This window comes from Bacillus sp. ISL-78, assembly GCF_018613455.1.
Taxonomy (GTDB): Bacteria; Bacillota; Bacilli; order Bacillales; family DSM-1321; genus Peribacillus; species Peribacillus frigoritolerans.
Window position 1 is genome coordinate 109,597 of record NZ_JAGGQC010000004.1, and the last position, 17,450, is coordinate 127,046.

Here is a 17,450-nt window from a genome sequence, read left to right on the forward strand (position 1 = left end):
GGATGAACTTACCCCTAAAGAAATGGAAGAAATGCGCCACAGTATTTTCTTATCCACACTTGAACAAATAAAAGGCTGGGCAAGAAGTAACTCACTCTGGCCAATGACTTTCGGTTTGGCATGTTGTGCAATTGAAATGATGGGTGTCGGCTCCTCTCATTATGATTTGGACCGATTTGGTTCTTTTTTTCGAACATCCCCCAGACAATCGGATGTCATGATTGTTTCAGGAACGGTAACGAAAAAAATGGCTCCAATAATAAGTAGATTATACGAACAAATGCCAGAACCGAAATGGGTTATTGCAATGGGCTCCTGTGCAACTGCTGGCGGGCCTTATGTCCACTCTTACTCAGTGGTCAAAGGAGTAGATCAAATTGTACCTGTCGATGTTTATATACCGGGTTGTCCCCCAAATCCAGCTGCACTTATTTACGGGATCAATAAATTAAAAGAAAAAATCCGTTATGAGGCTAAAACCGGAAAGCGGGTGATATAGATGAGTGAAAAGGAAGACTTAGAGAAGCAAAAGGCGGCGGCAGCGGCCAAGGCGAAGGCAGCGGCATTGGCCAAAAAACAGGCGAAAGCAGAAGCGGCAGAAAAGCCGGAAGGCGAAATGGATATAGCGAAGCAAAAGGCGGCGGCAGCGGCCAAGGCGAAGGCAGCGGCATTGGCCAAAAAACAGGCGAAAGAAAAAGCGGCAGAAAAGCCGGAAGGCGAAATGGATATAGCGAAGCAAAAGGCGGCGGCAGCGGCCAAGGCGAAGGCAGCGGCATTGGCCAAAAAACAGGCGAAAGCAGAAGCGGCAGAAAAGCCGGAAGACGAAATCGATGCAGCGAAGCAAAAGGCGGCGGCAGCGGCCAAGGCAAAGGCAGCGGCATTGGCCAAAAAACAGGCAAAAGAAGAAGCGGCAGAAAAGCCGGCAGGCGAAATCGATGCAGCGAAGCAAAAGGCGGCGGCAGCAGCCAAGGCAAAGGCAGCAGCCGCTGCTAAAGCGAAAGCGGCTGCTGCTGCGAGGAACAGGACTGCTGTACAGGAAAGCGAGGAAGCTGACACCCCTAGCGAAATTTCCCCAAATCAGTCGAAACTCGATCAAATTGTTTCTGCTATTGAAAGCCATGTAGGACAAGGGGCATTATTAGAGAACTATATTAATAGACTATCAAAAGATGTACCCACTTTAGTGGCTAATCCGGATACATATTTCTCAATAGCTAAATTTCTGCGGTATGATGAACAGCTTGACTTTTCGTATTTATCGGAACTTCATGGTACGGATTTTGAATCCCATATGGAAATCTATGTACATTTACACTCATTCAAAATGAACCAATCGGTTGCCTTGAAAGTGAAGCTTGATAGGGATACTCCCGTTATCCCATCATTGGTCCCATTATGGTCAGGTGCAAATTGGCCAGAATGTGAGGCATATGATTTATTAGGCATTAACTTTTATGAACACCCTGATTTAAAGCGGATTTTACTTGGGGAAGATTGGAAAGGGTATCCCCTTAGAAAAGACTATGAGCCTTATGATGTGGAGGTGTAAGCCCTATGTTAAGGACGGAAGAAATGCTTCTCAATGTCGGGCCGCAGCATCCGAGTACACATGGTGTTTTTCGGCTTGTCATCAAGATTGACGGTGAGATTATCAAAGAGGCTACACCTGTCATCGGGTATCTGCATCGAGGTACGGAAAAACTAGCGGAAAATCTGCAATATACACAAATAATCCCCTATACTGACCGGCTCGATTATCTGGCGGCAATGACAAATAATTATGTGCTTTGCCATGCTGTTGAGACGATGATGGGGGTGGAGATCCCTGAAAGGGCAGAATATTTGCGGGTCATCGCAATGGAATTGGGCAGAGTTGCAAGCCACCTCGTCTGGTGGGGTACATACTTGCTGGATATAGGTGCGACGAGTCCTTTCCTTTACGCATTCCGAGAACGTGAAATGATCGTTAATTTATTGACTGAATTGTCAGGGGCACGCCTAACATTCAATTATATGCGTGTCGGAGGTGTGAAATGGGATGCTCCTGAAGACTGGATTGCGAAGGTTGCCGAGTTTGTCCCTTATATGAGGGAGCAGCTTGCCGGTTACCATGAGCTTGTGACAGGGAATGAAATCTTTGTTAATCGGGTTAAAGGGGTGGGCATCTATTCGAAGGAAGAAGCCTTGCAGTATTCGCTTAGCGGTGCCAACTTAAGGTGTACAGGTGTGAAGTGGGATTTACGAAAAAATGAACCATATTCCATTTATGATAGGTTCACATTCGATGTTCCTACAAGGGAAGAGGGGGATGCCTTTTCACGCTATCATTGTAGAATGGAAGAAATCGAAGAGTCACTGAAAATCATCGAGCAGGCGGTTGAGCAATTTCCAGAAGGGCCGGTCCTTGCTAAGGTCCCTAAAATAATAAAGGTTCCTAAGGGTGAGGCATTTGTCCGAATTGAATCACCAAGAGGGGAAATAGGCTGTTATATCGCTAGTGAAGGGAAAAAGGAGCCATACCGCTTGAAATTCCGCAGACCTTCGTTTTATAATCTGCAAATTCTTCCGAAATTATTGGAGGGGGAAAATATGGCGAACTTGATAACGATTTTAGGTGCAATCGATATCGTGTTAGGGGAGGTGGATGGATAAATGATCAAGGATCTTCTCCACTCCGCTCCAAGCCTACTGAATTTCGGCATTTTTTTCGGTTTGGCAGTCCTGCTCCTGTTTGTCGTATTAGGGTTTGTAACCTATGGAATCCTTTCAGAACGTAAAATCATGGGATTCATGCAGATGCGTGTCGGCCCAAACCAAATTGGAGGGAAATGGGGCCTTTTACAGACCGTTGCTGATGTTTTGAAACTTCTGATCAAGGAAGATACGATACCCAAGAAAGCTGATAAGCCGTTATATATCTTAGCTCCGGTAATTGCGTTTGCTCCCGCTTTCATGGTCCTTGCCACTTTGCCGTTCACCGATGCCTTCCAATTTGCTGATATAGGTGTCGGGCTGCTTTATTATATGGCGATTTCCGGCATATCGACCATCGGCATCGTCACAGCAGGTTGGGCATCCAATAATAAGTATTCTTTGATTGGCGGAATGAGGGCAGCCGCTCAAATGATATCTTATGAGATTCCTTTGGTGATGTCGCTAGTGGGCATAGTCCTCATAACAGGCAGTTTAAACTTGAATGATATAGTTGCAGCCCAGGAAAAGGTTTGGTTCATTTTTCTTCAGCCGGTTGCGTTCATCGTGTTTTTCATTGCATCGGTTGCCGAGTTGAACAGGGTTCCTTTTGACCTTCCGGAAGCGGAATCCGAACTTGTTGCAGGCTATCATGTTGAATACTCTGGATTTCGCTGGGCCTTCTTTATGTTATCCGAATATGTGTATATGTTTGCAATGGCAACGCTAACCACTGTATTATTTTTAGGGGGATGGAATTCTATTCCGTTTTTGGATTTTATTCCGGCAGCCATCTGGTTCGGTCTGAAGTTCAGTGCCGTATTCTATATATTGGTCTGGATCCGTGTAACCTTTCCTCGTATAAGGGCTGATCAATTGATGGAATTCGGATGGAAAGTGCTGCTTCCGGTTGCATTGGCAAATATATTTTTGACGGCACTAATAAAAGAATTGCTTAACCTTTTTTAGAAACGTAAGCTGGTCGGAAAGCGAGGGATTTATATGCTTGGTTTAGCAAAAGGTTTAACCTATACATTAAAGAACTTGACGAGGAAAAAAGTGACCTATGACTACCCGAATGAGCCGCTTCCGCTCCCTGACCGATTTCGCGGAATCCAAAAATTCTATCCTGAAAAGTGTATCGTATGCAATCAATGCGTGACGATTTGTCCAACGGATTGTATTCAATTAACAGGTAAGAAACATCCGGACCCGTCGAAAAAAGGGAAAATCATCGATACGTATGACATCAATTTCGAGATTTGCATTTTATGTGATTTATGTACGGAGGTCTGCCCTACAGAAGCGATCGTTATGACGAATCAATTCGAGCTGGCCGAGTATAGCCGTGATCATCTTTTTAAAAATCTGGAGTGGCTGGATGAAAATGATGAAAATATCCGGAAGGTGAATAAAGTATGAGTTTGTCAGGTGAATTAATTGCCTTCATTGGTTTGGCACTCGTCGCGATAGTAGGCGGGGTGCTGTTGATTACCTTAACAAAAGTGGTGCACATGGTTATCGCACTCGTTTTTACTTTCTTGGGCATTGCAGGCATTTATATGTTGCTTTCGGCCGAGTTTGTCGCCATTGTCCAAATCCTTATTTATTCAGGGGCCATTACGATCGTGATGCTATTCGGGATTATGCTGACAAAACACCAAGAAAATGATGCACCCGCTAAAGGGGGCTGGGGGAATTTCTCCTTGCTTGTAGCGATTGCTGGATTTGCCGTAGCGGTCTATCTTGGGATTTATAATCTGGATATACCTGTACAGCCAACGGCCTTGCATGAGGAAAATACAAAGCAAATAGGTATCGAACTTTTTTCAAAATATGTCATTCCATTTGAAGTGATGTCGGTACTCCTGCTTGTTGCTTTAGTCGGTGCCATCGTATTGGCTAAAAAAGATGATGAGGAGGGAGATCGATCATGACGGGAGTTCCTTTGTCGGCTTATCTTGTATTGGCTCTCGTTTTATTTTGTATAGGGCTGTATGGTGCCTTGACGAAAAGAAATGCGGTCATTGTTTTGATTTCAATCGAGCTGATGCTGAACGCTGCAAATATCAATTTAGTGGCCTTCAGTAAATTCGGGGTAACGCCATCCATTACGGGTCAAGTTTTTTCCTTATTCACGATTACGATTGCTGCAGCTGAGGCAGCTGTAGGGCTGGCCATACTAATATCCTTTTATCGCAATAGGAAGACGGTCAATGTCGATGAAATGGAAATGATGAAGAATTGAAGGTTTATATAATTGAAGAAGGGGATTTGATACGATGATGGAGCACGCATGGCTCATACCGATCTTTCCACTCGTCACGTTTCTGGTTCTGCTTCTATCAGGCGGGCGGCTGCGGGAACGAGGGGCTTTTATAGGAATAATATGTACAGTGGCTTCGTTCGTTTTATCGTTGCTAGTCCTGATCGAGCGATTTAAAGAACCTACTTATAATATATCGATAGATTGGCTTTCCTTCGGAGGGACGCAACTTTCAGCTGGATTCGAAATCAATCAGCTCAATGCCTTGATGCTTGTGGTCGTTTCCCTTGTCAGCCTGCTTGTCCAGATATATTCGAAGGGGTATATGAAGGGTGAAGTGCGATTCTCCATTTTTTATGCTTATCTGGGCTTCTTCACCTTTGCCATGCTTGGACTAGTCATGGCACCCAATTTATTACAGCTTTATATCTTCTGGGAATTGGTCGGGGTGGGGTCTTTTCTGCTCATTGGTTTTTACTTTTATAAACTGGAAGCTAAGGCTGCGGCGAAGAAGGCATTCATCATGACCAGGATTGGGGATGTAGGGTTATTAATCGGCATCATTCTCCTATTCTGGGAAACAGGCAGCTTTGAATATGGCGAGATCTTTCAGGCCGTTCAGTCGGGCATGATATCAAGTGAAAAACTCACATTAATCGCTATTTTGATTTTTATCGGTGCGGTTGGGAAGTCTGGACAATTTCCACTTCACACATGGCTTCCGGATGCAATGGAAGGCCCGACTCCGGTTTCCGCATTGATACACGCAGCGACCATGGTTGCTGCAGGGGTATACCTGGTGGCGGCCATGTTTCCTTTATTCATGGCTAGTTCTGCTGCGATGCAGGTAGTGGCCATAACGGGTGGGATTACAGCCATATTTGCCGCAAGCATTGCCATAGTGCAAAAGGATGTTAAGCGTGTATTGGCCTATTCGACCATCTCTCAGCTTGGTTTTATGATGCTTGCTTTGGGTACTTCGGGATATGTGGCCGGGGTTTTTCATTTAATGACCCATGCCTTTTTTAAAGCATTGCTGTTTTTGGCAGCAGGCAGTGTTATTCACGCTATACATACACAGGATATGGAAAAAATGGGCGGCTTATGGCGCAAGTTGAATTGGACCGGTCCGCTGTTCTTGATTGGCACGTTGGCGATAACGGGGTTTCCGTTGCTCTCGGGCTTTTTCAGTAAAGACGAAATTCTAATGGCAGCTTGGGAGAATGGTAGTTATATATTGTTTGGTCTAGCGGTGGTTACCTCCTTTTTAACTGCGTTTTATATGTTCCGGCTGTTTTTCATGATGTTTGCAGGCGATTCACGCAGTCAGGCAGAACAGGTCAAGGAATCACCTTTCATCATGCTAATTCCCATGCTCACATTGGCTTTGCTTGCTATAATCGGTGGGTATATCCAAACACCGTGGTTTGGAACTTTTCTTGGGGAGTGGCTTGTGGAGGGAAATGAAGCTCTTCTAGGCGCCAGCCATAGTGAGGGGCCCGTTTGGATAATGTTGATGGCCGTGCTTGTGTCGCTGGCCGGGATTTACCTTGCTTATATGATATACGTTAAAAAGAAGGTATCTCGGGAATGGCTTGTCAAAGAAAACTCCGAGGTATATAGGATTTTGGAAAATAAGTATTACATTGATGAGATTTATCATTTTACTGCAGGCTATGCAATCAAAGGCTTTAGTATATTCCTATCTTATATTGAAAGGTTCATTGTCGGTGGACTTGTTTCCACTGTAACAAGTTCAATAGAAGGATTGGGGAAAATAGGGTCTAAACTGCAAACGGGACAGGTACAGCAATATGGCATGATAGCCTTTCTGGGACTTGCGGTACTGTTGGTGATTTTTGCAGTAACTGGGGGGTATCTAAGATGAATGTCTATTTGCTCTCGCTTTTAGTGTTTTCACCGCTGCTGGGCATCGTGATGGTTGCCCTCATGCCGAAAAAAGAGGAAAGGACGATTAAACAATTTGGTTTTTTCGGAACACTGCCTCCCCTTTTCCTATCATTCTTTCTTTGCAGCCAATATTATTCGGGTGTGGCCCTATCCATATTTGACATTAAGTTGAATTGGATCAGGTTTGGAAATTTGGAGATGTATGATCCCAAGCTCTTCACGGTTGATTTTGAGTTGGGCCTGGATGGCTTAAGTCTCATCTTCATATTACTGACAACAATCATTTCATCACTGGCTGCAATCGCATCCATTTATATAAAAAAAGAATGGAAAGGGTATTATTTATTATTTTTGATCCTGGAGATTGGAATGCTCGGTGTCTTCACGGCAGAAAATTTGATCCTTTTTTTCATCTTTTTCGAAATGACTTTGATTCCTGCTTTCTTTTTGATTGGCAGATGGGGCTTTCTGGAGAGGGAGAAAGCTTCTTATAGTTTCCTGATCTATAATGGCATTGGTTCGGCTGTTTTATTGGTGGCCATTTTGATTTTGTTTGCCAGGACAGGTACGACCAACATTGCAGCATTGACACAGATGATGACAATGGGCGGCGTTTCGCTTTTTGCACCCATATCCGGTTCGATGAAATATGGTTTATGTCTTGCATTTCTCGTGGCATTTGCGATAAAGCTGCCGGTCTTTCCCTTTCATAGCTGGATGGTGCGGGTCCATGCAGAAGCACCTCCATCCATAGTCATGATACATGCGGGTGTCTTATTGAAAATTGGGGCGTACGGAATCATCCGGTTTGGAATGGGGATATTTCCTGAACAATATAAAAGCTTGGCTTTTACCATAGTCCTATTTGGGGTCCTCAGTTTTTTATATGGTGCTTTTCTGGCATTGGTACAAACGGATTTCAAGCTCGTTTTAGCCTACTCATCAATCTCGCATATGGGTATCGTCATGATGGGGCTGGGAGCCTTGAATGAAGCGGGCATTCAGGGAGCTATTTTTCAAGTCATCTCACACGGGCTAATTGCTGCTTTGTTGTTTTTCTTGGTGGGAGCGTTGTATGAGCGTACAGGAACCACGATGCTTCCTAAGCTTGGAGGGCTGGCCAAGTCGATGCCGATTTTTTCAGGGTTTATGTTAGCTTGCGGGATGGCTTCACTCGGTTTGCCTGGCATGTCCGGTTTCATCAGTGAATTCATGGTATTTCTTGGCTTATTCAAGAGTCAGCCGTTGCTTGCGGCAATAGGAGCGATCGGGCTGGTATTAACCGCTGTTTATGTACTGAGGGCGGTCATGCTTATGACTTTCGGGAAAAATGATAGCTTGATAGAAAAAGAGAAATGGGACCTAAGGGGCTGGGAGTTTTTGCCGACGTTGGTTCTTCTCGGTTTGATAATATCTGTTGGGGTATACCCAAATTTGTTAGGCGGGCCTCTTCAAGGAACGATTGAAGCCATGATGCTTGCTCTAGGGGGGCGATGAAGGATGGATTGGAACACGATGCTTTCTTATGATTGGGGAGCGATGATGCCAGAATTCATCATTCTTGGAACGACCATGATTCTTTCGATACTGGATTTATTCTGGCCGAAGCACTTTAATCGGAGAAAACTGGCATGGCTCGCGCTAACCGGAATCATTTTGGCATGTTTGTCACTGATTAGCCTGCTATCCTTTGAGACAGTCAGTATCTTATCCGATACGTTTCGTTTAGATTCATTTGCAAAAGCTTTTAAGCTGCTACTATTATTCGGAGCGGCCCTGATCATCCTTCTGGCTGAAGGATATGAACCGCGAGAGGGGCTGCGGGAGCATAGGGGGGAATTTTATTATCTGTTCCTGACCGCTTTGCTTGGAGCGATGGTCATGTCCTCAAGCGGTGATTTGATCACACTGTTCGTTGGACTGGAACTTCTTTCACTTTCATCTTATATATTAGTAGGAATGCGGAAGCATGATCGGAAGTCCAACGAAGCGTCCATGAAGTATGTGATAAACGGAGGCATTTCCACAGCAATCACTTTATTCGGGATGAGCTATTTATATGGAGTGACCGGTTCCGTCAATCTAGGCGAAATGAGCAGGACGATGGCTGCGATGACCGACGGGCAACTGCAATACATCATGGGACTCGCTTTCTTCATGGTGTTTGTCGGTGTATCCTTCAAGATAGCTGCCGCACCGTTTCATATGTGGGCGCCGGATGTCTATGAAGGGGCACCGACGCCGGTCGCAGCCTTCTTGAGTGTAATTTCGAAAATGGCGGGTTTTGTCATCATCCTTCGCCTTTTTCTTTCGTTATTCCTAACGGCTTCCGGTGATACGTTCGGGGCGCTAGATTTTTTGGATAAAAATAATATTTATATAGCTTCATTGGCGGGGCTGACGATCATCATTGGAAATGTGGTTGCGTTAAGGCAGCAAAATTTAAAACGAATGTTTGCCTATTCAAGCATCGCTCATGCGGGTTACCTGCTTGTGGCGGTGGCAACATTGGGCGGGGGATATTTCCTGCTGGATACTGTCTGGTTTTACCTAATGGCTTATGTATTAATGAATATCGGTGTATTTGCAGTCATTCAGCTGCTCTCCAGTCAAAGTGGGTCCGAAGATATCAGCATTCTTGCAGGACTGGGGAGGAAATCCCCGTATCTTGCCCTGGCATTCACCGTATTCATCCTGTCGCTTGCTGGAATTCCCGGGACGACAGGTTTCATTGGCAAACTCAATATTTTTCTTGGGACATTCATAACGGAGCCTGGACATTTCGTCCTTGCGGGAATCATGATTGCAGGTACCATTGTGTCCTATGTATATTATTTCGGATTACTGGTGCAGGTCTTTTTCCGACCGATTCATTCAGAGAAGGTCATTAAAATTCGTCCGGGTCTTTACGCCGTGTTGATCATATGCGTAATAGGCACCATACTTTTCGGGATAGCGCCAAATATTGCCTTTGATTTTATTCATGATCAATTTGGTGATTTTACAGACTTTATTTCGAGTAAATGATATAATGCCTGTATCAGAGGCTTGTTCCATTGGATCAAGCCTCTATTTACAGTTTTAAAAAGATATTTTGCAATTCTTCCTTTTTAATTCCAAATATGAAGGGGTTTTGTGTTAGAATAGAATTCGGGTGTCTTTTAGGAGGTATGTACATGTTTTCAGCAATGGGACAGCAAGCTTTAACAGGAATAATTGCACACTTGTTTTTCATCGCAGTTACCTGGTGGGCATTACAGGCATTACATTTTGATAAAATGTTAAGATCCAATTCGGTCATCAAGGCCAGGGTTTTATATATTTTATTAACGGTTGCCATCGGTTCAGTTGTAAGTAACTTCTTCCTCGACTACCTGGGATTTGCAAACCAACTTCCGTATATGTTTAGTAATGACTGATAAGCTGTAAGAATATTCTTATAGCAAAATATGATTCTACTCTTGTATTCGCTATTGCTTCCTGCAAGTTTAAGGGGAAGGTGTCACCAATTGTCGGAAAACTCGAAGTATGATCTCTCTCCTTATGGAAAGAATGTGTAAAAGGGGAGGGATTTAACATGTATTTTTTAAATAAAAAAATGTTAACATACATAGTATTTCTCGGTTTGATGGTGATTTTAATTGGGAATAGTACGATTGTGGCAGAAAGTAAACCAGATATAGTTAAAATGGTGGGACTGTTACAGGAAGATAAAGATTTAGACATAGGGGATTGGTCTGTACTCACTAGAGAAATAAATAAAGAGATTACAACTAAACAAGAGTTTGAAAGCGAAGTTACAGCTTTAAAGCGAAAATACCCTCAATTTCAATGGCACCGGAAAGATGATGCTTCCGGCTGGAAGGCTGAGGCGTTAACTTACAATGTCGATTCAGGTCTGACCGAGTCTATTAAAATAATGACAACGGAAGAGAAATTTGATAAAGTTACCTATGTTATTTACGAAGTGAAGGGGAAAAAGTGGAAGAAAGCCAATAATGCCTTTTTTACCGCTACGTTCCAAAACAGGGTGAATGACCTATTTATAGGAACTCCTTCAATTTTTTCTTGTATTAAAGGGTCTATCAATGATAATATGGATTCGGTTTTAAACTCTAAAACTGAAGACCTGTTAGATATGTTCCGAGCAAGGGAAATTGAGAGTGTGCACGAAACAAACTTTACATCTATATCTGCACATTCAACATTGTTTAAACAACCTTTGACAAAAGAAAAATTAAATTTGCAGTTTGGGCTACGGACAGAAGGATTGGGTGACCGAACGAACTTTGTAGTTGGCACACCAATCATAACGTTTGAATATTAATATAGAGAAAATGGACGCGGAGGGGAATACTTTTGGAAAAAATCATCGTCCGCGGCGGAAAAAGGCTTAGCGGGACAGTTAAAGTAGAAGGTGCTAAAAACGCCGTTTTGCCAGTTATCGCTGCAACATTATTAGCAAGTGATGGGAAAAGTATCATTAAAGATGTTCCTACGCTCTCCGATGTATATACAATCAATGAAGTATTGCGCAACTTAAATGCAGATGTTGCCTTTCATGACAATCAAGTAACTGTAGATGCATCAAGAGAGTTATTAGAAGAAGCACCATTTGAATATGTACGTAAAATGAGAGCTTCCGTTTTAGTGATGGGCTCATTACTAGCAAGGAATGGCCGGGCCCGCGTTGCTCTTCCTGGTGGCTGTGCCATCGGATCACGTCCTATCGACCAGCATTTAAAGGGATTTGAAGCGATGGGAGCAAAAGTGAAGGTCGGCAATGGTTTCATTGATGCCGAGGTAGAAGGCAGACTTAAGGGTGCAAGAGTGTATCTTGACTTCCCAAGTGTTGGTGCCACCGAAAACATCATGATGGCTGCTACGCTTGCTGAAGGTATTACGATTCTTGAAAATGTGGCCAAAGAGCCTGAAATTGTAGATCTTGCGAATCTCCTTAATAAAATGGGTGCCAAAGTCAGAGGTGCCGGTACCGGTACGATGAGAATCGAAGGTGTCGATAAATTATATGGCACTGAACATACGATTATACCTGACCGTATCGAAGCTGGTACATTCATGACAGCGGCCGCTCTTACTGGCGGCAATGTTCTTGTTCAAGGAGCTGTACCTGAACACCTTACTTCCCTTATTGCTAAAATGGAGGAAATGGGCGTTAAAATTCTTGAAGAAGAAGATGGATTACGCGTTATCGGTCCAAAAACCTTGAAGGCCATTGACATCAAAACAATGCCGCATCCTGGTTTCCCGACTGATATGCAATCGCAAATGATGGCATTATTACTGCGTGCTGAAGGAACAAGTATGATTACGGAGACCGTTTTCGAAAACCGTTTCATGCATGTTGAAGAATTCCGTCGCATGAATGCCAATATTAAAATAGAAGGCCGTTCCGTTATCGTTAATGGTCCAACTAACATTCAAGGTGCTGAAGTAGCTGCAACAGATTTACGTGCCGCGGCAGCGCTCATCCTGACTGGATTGGTTGCAGATGGCATTACACGTGTTACAGAATTGAAGCATCTTGACAGAGGATACGTGAATTTCCATGGAAAATTGGCATCTCTAGGTGCTGATGTGGAACGTATTAACGAAGATGTGCCTGCTGAAACAAAAAAAATTGCAGATTTAAACGCATAAGTAGCTTATAAAACCATTCACGTTCGAGTCTCCGAACCGTGAGTGGTTTTTTTTCGTGTTCCGGATTCTTGGCCGACAGTTAAATAGTTGTCGTTTTTCTATTCATAAATGCTTGTCCTTCGACATACATTTGTTATGTAAAGATACCTGCTGGATACGATTATACGGCAGAGAAAACAAGTGTAGGGAGGCTCAGGAATTTGAAAGCAATCAAACCGATGGTCGTACTATTCATAGCAGTAGCATTCGTAATTATCATGATTCCAGCAGTGCTTGTGCTTCCATTTTCAAATGATAAGACAAGTGGGCAGTTGACCGAGCAATTAGAAAAGAAAGGGAAGAGTGAGGGCAAAGAGGTAGCGGCAAATGAAATGAGTTCCGTAGAAGTTGCCGTTTACCGCACATCTGCAAAAAAGATTGAAAAACTGCCGATTGAATCGTACTTGAGCGGTGTGGTTGCAGCTGAAATGCCAGCAGATTTTGAAGAAGAAGCGCTGAAAGCACAAGCGTTGACGGCGAGAACCTATATTGTCAATCAGCTCATAAGCGAAAGTCGATTAGGATTGCCGGATGGTGCCGATGTAAGCGATACGGTCATGCACCAAGTTTATAAGAATAATGATGAGCTGAAAAAACAGTGGGGCTCTGATTATAAATGGAAGATGCAAAAAATTAACAAGGCCATAAAAGAAACGGCGGGTCAAATATTAACCTATGAAGGAAAACCGATTACTGCCACTTTTTTTTCGACAAGCAATGGCTATACGGAGAATTCCGAGGACTATTGGCAAGCTGAATTTCCCTATTTAAAAAGTGTATCCAGTCCATGGGATAAAGAAGAATCACCAAAGTTTTATAATAAAGTAGTAGTCGATACTGCAGATTTTGAAAAAAAATTGGGTGTAAGTCTTTCTTCGGGATCATCCATAGGAACTGTTATTGAAAGAACATCAGGTAATCGCGTAGGTGTAGTGGATATCGGAGGAAAGAAAATGACAGGAAAACAGATTCGTGAGAAGCTCGGGCTGACATCTTCCGATTTTGACTGGGAGCGTCAAGGCAACCGGATTGTGATCACGACAAAAGGATCTGGACACGGAGTTGGAATGAGCCAATACGGTGCTAACGGCATGGCCAGGGAAGGGAAAACCTATGAAGACATCGTGAAATATTATTATAAAGGCGTCAAAGTTCAGTCTTCAAGTAAGTGGCTGAATACGATGACGGCAAAAAAATGAGAGGTGGGATTTCCCATCTCTCATTTCTTTTCGTTTAATTTTTCTATAAAGGTCAAAAAGCCCCGTTCACGCTTGAAATAATGATATTGGACATGAAAATAAACTGCAGCTACTCCAATGATGTCTTTAATGACATCTATTAAGCTAGAGGAGCGGTACGGGACGAAAGATTGATGGTATTCATCCATCACTCCATAAAGGCAAGCTACAAGGGCAGACAACAGGCTTAAACCAGATCTCAGTTTTTGGTGTGCAGCAAGTGCCGAAACAAATAATATATACAAAAGGGCAAATTCGACCAGATGAAGAGCCTCTTTGATAAATCGGTCAGATGAGGATGAGGGAAGATCAAGAATCATATCATCGGGGTTGCTCGACATTATCCAAATGGCAATCATATATAGAAAAGGCAATAACGTTAACACAATTTTAAAAGCTTTTTTCATGATTTAAACATCCTTCAACAGTAAGATACCAAACATTTTACCATTCTACGAATAAAATCGGTTTCATTTCCACAAAATAAATCCAAAAAAAATTTTTCCTGAATGTATATAATTTTAACAAAATGTTCAGAATGATTGCTGAGGTGATTAATATGAGAGAGGAAGAAAAGAAACCAACTTCCACAATCCGACGTATACTAAAACAACGTTGGGCATTATCAGCAATCTATATCGCAAGTGCAGCCATAATCTTAGCCGCGGCCTTCTTATTACAAAATAGTTTTGATGATTCAGCTAACGATGGCAAAGAGGAATCGGCTGAAACAGGAAAAAACTATGGTGAGCCTTCTGTAGAGGTTAATAGCAATCTTGAGACAATCAAGATGCCTGTAGCCGATGCAGACAAATCGGTTATCAAGAAACAGTTTTATGATGTGAATGCGGATGAAAAGGCACAAGAAGAAGCATTAGTTTTCTACAACAATAGATATGAGCAAAACAAAGGTATAGACATTGCAATGGAAGATGGTAAGTCTTTCGATGTAAAAGCTTCCTTAAGTGGAAATGTAACAAAAGTTCAAGACGATGCGTTACTTGGAAATTTAGTTGAAGTAGAGCATGAAGATGGCGTTGTTACTCGTTATCAATCTGTTAAAGACATTAAGGTTGCAGTCGGTGACAAAGTAAAACAAGGACAAGCAATTGCTACAGCTGGAAAAAGCCAAATTAATGAAGAGGCTGGCGTACATGTCCACTTCGAAATCAGAAAAGATAACATTGCGTTAAACCCACTTGATTTTGTTGATAAACAAGCTTCTGCGATTCAATCTGCAGCTGATGCCGAAGCTGATAAAGAAGAAACACCTGCAGTCGAAGGATCAGAAGCTGACAAAGAAACACCTGCAGTCGAAGGGTCTGAAGCTGACAAAGAAGAAACGCCTGCAGTTGACGAAACTGACGAGAGCACTGATTTAGATAGTGGCACTGATGAGGAAGGCTCTGTCCCTGGTGAAGATACAACTGAAGAAAGCGATTCCTTAAAAGATTCGTTAAATCAATCTAATTAAGATTAAGATTTTTAATAAAATCAAAACAAAAACCTAGAGCGTTACGAATGACAACAACTGAAAATTTGGTAAAAGGAAGCCGTTCACTTTGAACGGCTTCTTTTTTTCTTTCGAGGAAATATTGGCCAATATGCTGAAACCTTTGAATTTCTGACAAATTTCTCGGGAAATAATTTACGTTTAATGAAAATAAACAGATGAAAATCAGAAATAAATCCAAACCTCCTGTCCCATTAGGCATATATTCTTAACCAAGCTAATAAGATGTTATAAACCATGCAAAGAGAGTGTTTGAGGTGAGGAATCGTTTATTACAAATTATCTAATAGGTGAATAATTCTATCTTTCATTGTTTATAGGGCAGCGGTATTCGATTCGAAAAATACGAATCTCATTTCACACTTCTCACATCCAATTTGGGGAGGTCGAGTGGTGTGCACGATTACATCAAAGAAAGAACTATCAAGATAGGAAAGTATATCGTGGAAACTAGAAAAACAGTCCGCGTCATTGCAAAAGAGTTCGGAGTCTCTAAAAGTACAGTGCATAAAGACTTAACTGAGAGGCTGCCAGAAATTAATCCTGATTTGGCTAACGAAGTGAAGGATATATTGGATTATCATAAATCCATTCGTCACCTTAGAGGTGGAGAAGCGACAAAATTAAAATACAAACGTTCTGAAAGAGAAGAAGAAATCGTTAAATGATACTTGAATCATTCCGGCAATTGGAAGTGAATCGGGCTATCGGGGAATGAGTAAGGGGACATGAAAGTGGTGTTTGCCTTTTCTTAACCTTGATTGCGGTTCCATGCCGGGGTTTTTTTATGGGAAAATACGGTAGGTTAGTACATAAGGCATTGATTTTTTTTACATTTTGGCAAAATAGGAAATAATAGTCTGTATTAGTGTTTATTTATAATTCATACTTACTTGTGTCAATGCAATATGGTAAAATAAACAATTAGGACAGAAGTAGGTTATATGTGAGGATATTCAAGGAGGATTTAAGAAATGTTTGCTAGAGATATTGGGATAGATCTTGGAACAGCCAATGTTCTTATACATGTCAAAGGTAAAGGAATTGTGTTAAATGAGCCTTCGGTGGTGGCGATTGATAAGAATACAAACCGTGTTCTTGCCGTCGGGGAAGAAGCTCGAAAAATGGTAGGCCGTACTCCAGGAAACATCATTGCAATCCGTCCTTTAAAAGACGGTGTAATTGCAGATTTCGATGTAACAGAATCGATGCTTAAGCATTTTATCAATACATTGAATGTGAAAGGCTTTCTTTCAAAGCCTAGAATTTTAATTTGCTGCCCGACCAACATAACAAGTGTCGAACAAAAGGCGATTAAGGAAGCTGCCGAAAAAAGCGGCGGGAAGAAAGTATACCTTGAAGAAGAGCCGAAAGTGGCTGCAATCGGTGCCGGTATGGATATTTTTCAACCAAGCGGAAATATGGTCGTAGATATTGGCGGGGGTACAACGGATATTGCCGTTCTTTCAATGGGGGATATCGTTACATCTTCATCCATTAAAATGGCCGGTGACAAATTCGATAATGAAATATTAAATTATATCAAGCGGAAGTATAAGCTCCTGATTGGTGAACGTACAGCGGAGAACATTAAAATCCAGGTTGCAACCGTCTTCCCTGGATCTCGTAATGAAGTCATCGATATCCGTGGGCGTGATATGGTATCGGGATTGCCTAGAACCATTTCGGTCAATTCTGAAGAAATTGAGGAGGCACTTCGCGAGCAGGTTTCCATCATTGTACAAGCTGCAAAAAGCGTACTTGAACGGACGCCGCCAGAACTTTCTGCTGATATCATCGACCGCGGCGTCATTTTAACAGGCGGGGGAGCCTTGCTTCACGGGATTGATTTACTTCTTGCTGAAGAACTTAAGGTCCCAGTACTCGTTGCCGAGCAGCCAATGGATTGTGTAGCAATCGGAACTGGTATCATGCTTGATAATATGGATAAATTGCCACGGCACAAATTCAACTAAAAAGCGGGTGGAAATCCGCATCATAAGATAGGGGTCTAAGGTTCAGACAAACGTGAGGCATAGTGAAAGTGCGTGCAGTTCTAGTACTGATGAGCAATAGGCCCTCTTCTTTTAGTCGAGAATTTAACACCATTCCTTTAAATTTGACCTAGCCT

At 42.5% G+C, this 17,450-nt stretch carries 18 protein-coding genes; 17 read left to right on the forward strand and 1 reads right to left on the reverse strand.

Going from position 1 to position 17,450, the window contains the following annotated elements; translation table 11 throughout:
- Positions 1-22: 22 nt before the first annotated feature.
- The 14 genes from J7I96_RS06050 to spoIID all read left to right on the forward strand — a co-directional run bounded on the left by J7I96_RS06050 (position 23) and on the right by spoIID (position 13,767).
- The gene (locus J7I96_RS06050; RefSeq protein WP_170946902.1) at positions 23-499 is read left to right on the forward strand and encodes a NuoB/complex I 20 kDa subunit family protein; all 477 of its coding nucleotides are present in this window, start codon (positions 23-25) and stop codon (positions 497-499) included.
- Positions 500-1,549: an NADH-quinone oxidoreductase subunit C gene (locus J7I96_RS06055; protein ID WP_215048051.1), complete on the forward strand. Its 1,050-nt coding sequence runs from the start codon at positions 500-502 to the stop codon at positions 1,547-1,549. It begins immediately after the preceding gene.
- 5 nt (positions 1,550-1,554) lie between these two features.
- The gene (locus J7I96_RS06060; protein WP_034315793.1) at positions 1,555-2,652 is read left to right on the forward strand and encodes an NADH-quinone oxidoreductase subunit D; all 1,098 of its coding nucleotides are present in this window, start codon (positions 1,555-1,557) and stop codon (positions 2,650-2,652) included.
- Positions 2,653-3,660, forward strand: a complete 1,008-nt coding sequence (gene nuoH / locus J7I96_RS06065) for an NADH-quinone oxidoreductase subunit NuoH (RefSeq protein ID WP_048685830.1) — start codon at positions 2,653-2,655, stop codon at positions 3,658-3,660. It begins immediately after the preceding gene.
- A gap of 33 nt (positions 3,661-3,693) precedes the next feature.
- Positions 3,694-4,113 carry an NADH-quinone oxidoreductase subunit NuoI gene (gene nuoI, locus J7I96_RS06070; protein WP_048685828.1) on the forward strand — a complete coding sequence of 140 codons (420 nt, stop codon included), beginning with the start codon at positions 3,694-3,696 and terminating at the stop codon, positions 4,111-4,113.
- Positions 4,110-4,628, forward strand: a complete 519-nt coding sequence (locus J7I96_RS06075; protein WP_214922160.1) for an NADH-quinone oxidoreductase subunit J — start codon at positions 4,110-4,112, stop codon at positions 4,626-4,628. The genes nuoI and J7I96_RS06075 overlap by 4 nt, the downstream gene beginning before the upstream one ends.
- The gene (gene nuoK / locus J7I96_RS06080) at positions 4,625-4,939 is read left to right on the forward strand and encodes an NADH-quinone oxidoreductase subunit NuoK (RefSeq protein WP_214772347.1); all 315 of its coding nucleotides are present in this window, start codon (positions 4,625-4,627) and stop codon (positions 4,937-4,939) included. Before J7I96_RS06075 ends, nuoK begins: the two co-directional genes overlap by 4 nt.
- A gap of 34 nt (positions 4,940-4,973) precedes the next feature.
- Positions 4,974-6,845 (forward strand): NADH-quinone oxidoreductase subunit L, encoded by a 1,872-nt coding sequence (nuoL, locus tag J7I96_RS06085; protein ID WP_214922161.1) that lies wholly within the window; start codon positions 4,974-4,976, stop codon positions 6,843-6,845.
- A complete protein-coding gene (locus J7I96_RS06090; RefSeq protein ID WP_214922163.1) occupies positions 6,842-8,365 on the forward strand; it encodes an NADH-quinone oxidoreductase subunit M in 1,524 nt (507 codons plus the stop codon). Before nuoL ends, J7I96_RS06090 begins: the two co-directional genes overlap by 4 nt.
- 3 nt (positions 8,366-8,368) lie before the next feature.
- On the forward strand, positions 8,369-9,895 hold the full coding sequence (gene nuoN, locus J7I96_RS06095; RefSeq protein ID WP_214772341.1) for an NADH-quinone oxidoreductase subunit NuoN: 1,527 nt from the start codon (positions 8,369-8,371) through the stop codon (positions 9,893-9,895).
- 149 nt (positions 9,896-10,044) lie between these two features.
- Entirely contained in the window at positions 10,045-10,287 is a 243-nt protein-coding gene (locus tag J7I96_RS06100) for a DUF1146 family protein (RefSeq protein ID WP_034315776.1), read from the forward strand.
- A 158-nt stretch (positions 10,288-10,445) separates the two neighbouring features.
- Positions 10,446-11,195 carry a YwmB family TATA-box binding protein gene (locus tag J7I96_RS06105; RefSeq protein WP_214772338.1) on the forward strand — a complete coding sequence of 250 codons (750 nt, stop codon included), beginning with the start codon at positions 10,446-10,448 and terminating at the stop codon, positions 11,193-11,195.
- Between the two features lie 32 nt (positions 11,196-11,227).
- Complete coding sequence (murA, locus tag J7I96_RS06110) at positions 11,228-12,529, forward strand: UDP-N-acetylglucosamine 1-carboxyvinyltransferase (protein WP_034315774.1); 1,302 nt, start codon at positions 11,228-11,230, stop codon at positions 12,527-12,529.
- A 200-nt stretch (positions 12,530-12,729) separates the two neighbouring features.
- Complete coding sequence (gene spoIID / locus J7I96_RS06115) at positions 12,730-13,767, forward strand: stage II sporulation protein D (protein ID WP_251025279.1); 1,038 nt, start codon at positions 12,730-12,732, stop codon at positions 13,765-13,767.
- A gap of 20 nt (positions 13,768-13,787) precedes the next feature.
- On the opposite strand, the gene J7I96_RS06120 is transcribed toward spoIID, so the two are convergent.
- The gene (locus tag J7I96_RS06120) at positions 13,788-14,213 is read right to left on the reverse strand and encodes a VanZ family protein (RefSeq protein WP_214772336.1); all 426 of its coding nucleotides are present in this window, start codon (positions 14,211-14,213) and stop codon (positions 13,788-13,790) included.
- Positions 14,214-14,365: 152 nt separating this feature from the next.
- Here J7I96_RS06120 and spoIIQ point away from each other — a divergent pair, with 152 nt between their 5' ends.
- From spoIIQ to mreB, 3 genes are all read left to right on the forward strand, one after another.
- Complete coding sequence (gene spoIIQ / locus J7I96_RS06125; protein ID WP_214772607.1) at positions 14,366-15,280, forward strand: stage II sporulation protein SpoIIQ; 915 nt, start codon at positions 14,366-14,368, stop codon at positions 15,278-15,280.
- 434 nt (positions 15,281-15,714) lie between these two features.
- Positions 15,715-15,987 carry a sporulation transcriptional regulator SpoIIID gene (gene spoIIID / locus J7I96_RS06130; RefSeq protein ID WP_034315767.1) on the forward strand — a complete coding sequence of 91 codons (273 nt, stop codon included), beginning with the start codon at positions 15,715-15,717 and terminating at the stop codon, positions 15,985-15,987.
- Positions 15,988-16,293: 306 nt separating this feature from the next.
- A complete protein-coding gene (gene mreB / locus J7I96_RS06135; RefSeq protein WP_034315765.1) occupies positions 16,294-17,295 on the forward strand; it encodes a rod shape-determining protein in 1,002 nt (333 codons plus the stop codon).
- Positions 17,296-17,450 lie beyond the last annotated feature (155 nt).

Excerpts from the sequence above, each read along its gene's own strand:
- J7I96_RS06050 (WP_170946902.1), top strand. The coding sequence starts at position 23 with ATGGAAGAAATGCGCCACAGTATTTTCTTATCCACACTTGAACAAATA.
- J7I96_RS06055 (WP_215048051.1), top strand. The coding sequence starts at position 500 with ATGAGTGAAAAGGAAGACTTAGAGAAGCAAAAGGCGGCGGCAGCGGCC.
- J7I96_RS06060 (WP_034315793.1), top strand. The coding sequence starts at position 1,555 with ATGTTAAGGACGGAAGAAATGCTTCTCAATGTCGGGCCGCAGCATCCG.
- nuoH (WP_048685830.1), top strand. The coding sequence starts at position 2,653 with ATGATCAAGGATCTTCTCCACTCCGCTCCAAGCCTACTGAATTTCGGC.
- nuoI (WP_048685828.1), top strand. The coding sequence starts at position 3,694 with ATGCTTGGTTTAGCAAAAGGTTTAACCTATACATTAAAGAACTTGACG.
- J7I96_RS06075 (WP_214922160.1), top strand. The coding sequence starts at position 4,110 with ATGAGTTTGTCAGGTGAATTAATTGCCTTCATTGGTTTGGCACTCGTC.
- nuoK (WP_214772347.1), top strand. The coding sequence starts at position 4,625 with ATGACGGGAGTTCCTTTGTCGGCTTATCTTGTATTGGCTCTCGTTTTA.
- nuoL (WP_214922161.1), top strand. The coding sequence starts at position 4,974 with ATGATGGAGCACGCATGGCTCATACCGATCTTTCCACTCGTCACGTTT.
- J7I96_RS06090 (WP_214922163.1), top strand. The coding sequence starts at position 6,842 with ATGAATGTCTATTTGCTCTCGCTTTTAGTGTTTTCACCGCTGCTGGGC.
- nuoN (WP_214772341.1), top strand. The coding sequence starts at position 8,369 with ATGGATTGGAACACGATGCTTTCTTATGATTGGGGAGCGATGATGCCA.
- J7I96_RS06100 (WP_034315776.1), top strand. The coding sequence starts at position 10,045 with ATGTTTTCAGCAATGGGACAGCAAGCTTTAACAGGAATAATTGCACAC.
- J7I96_RS06105 (WP_214772338.1), top strand. The coding sequence starts at position 10,446 with ATGTATTTTTTAAATAAAAAAATGTTAACATACATAGTATTTCTCGGT.
- J7I96_RS06120 (WP_214772336.1), bottom strand. The coding sequence starts at position 14,213 with ATGAAAAAAGCTTTTAAAATTGTGTTAACGTTATTGCCTTTTCTATAT.
- spoIIQ (WP_214772607.1), top strand. The coding sequence starts at position 14,366 with ATGAGAGAGGAAGAAAAGAAACCAACTTCCACAATCCGACGTATACTA.
- mreB (WP_034315765.1), top strand. The coding sequence starts at position 16,294 with ATGTTTGCTAGAGATATTGGGATAGATCTTGGAACAGCCAATGTTCTT.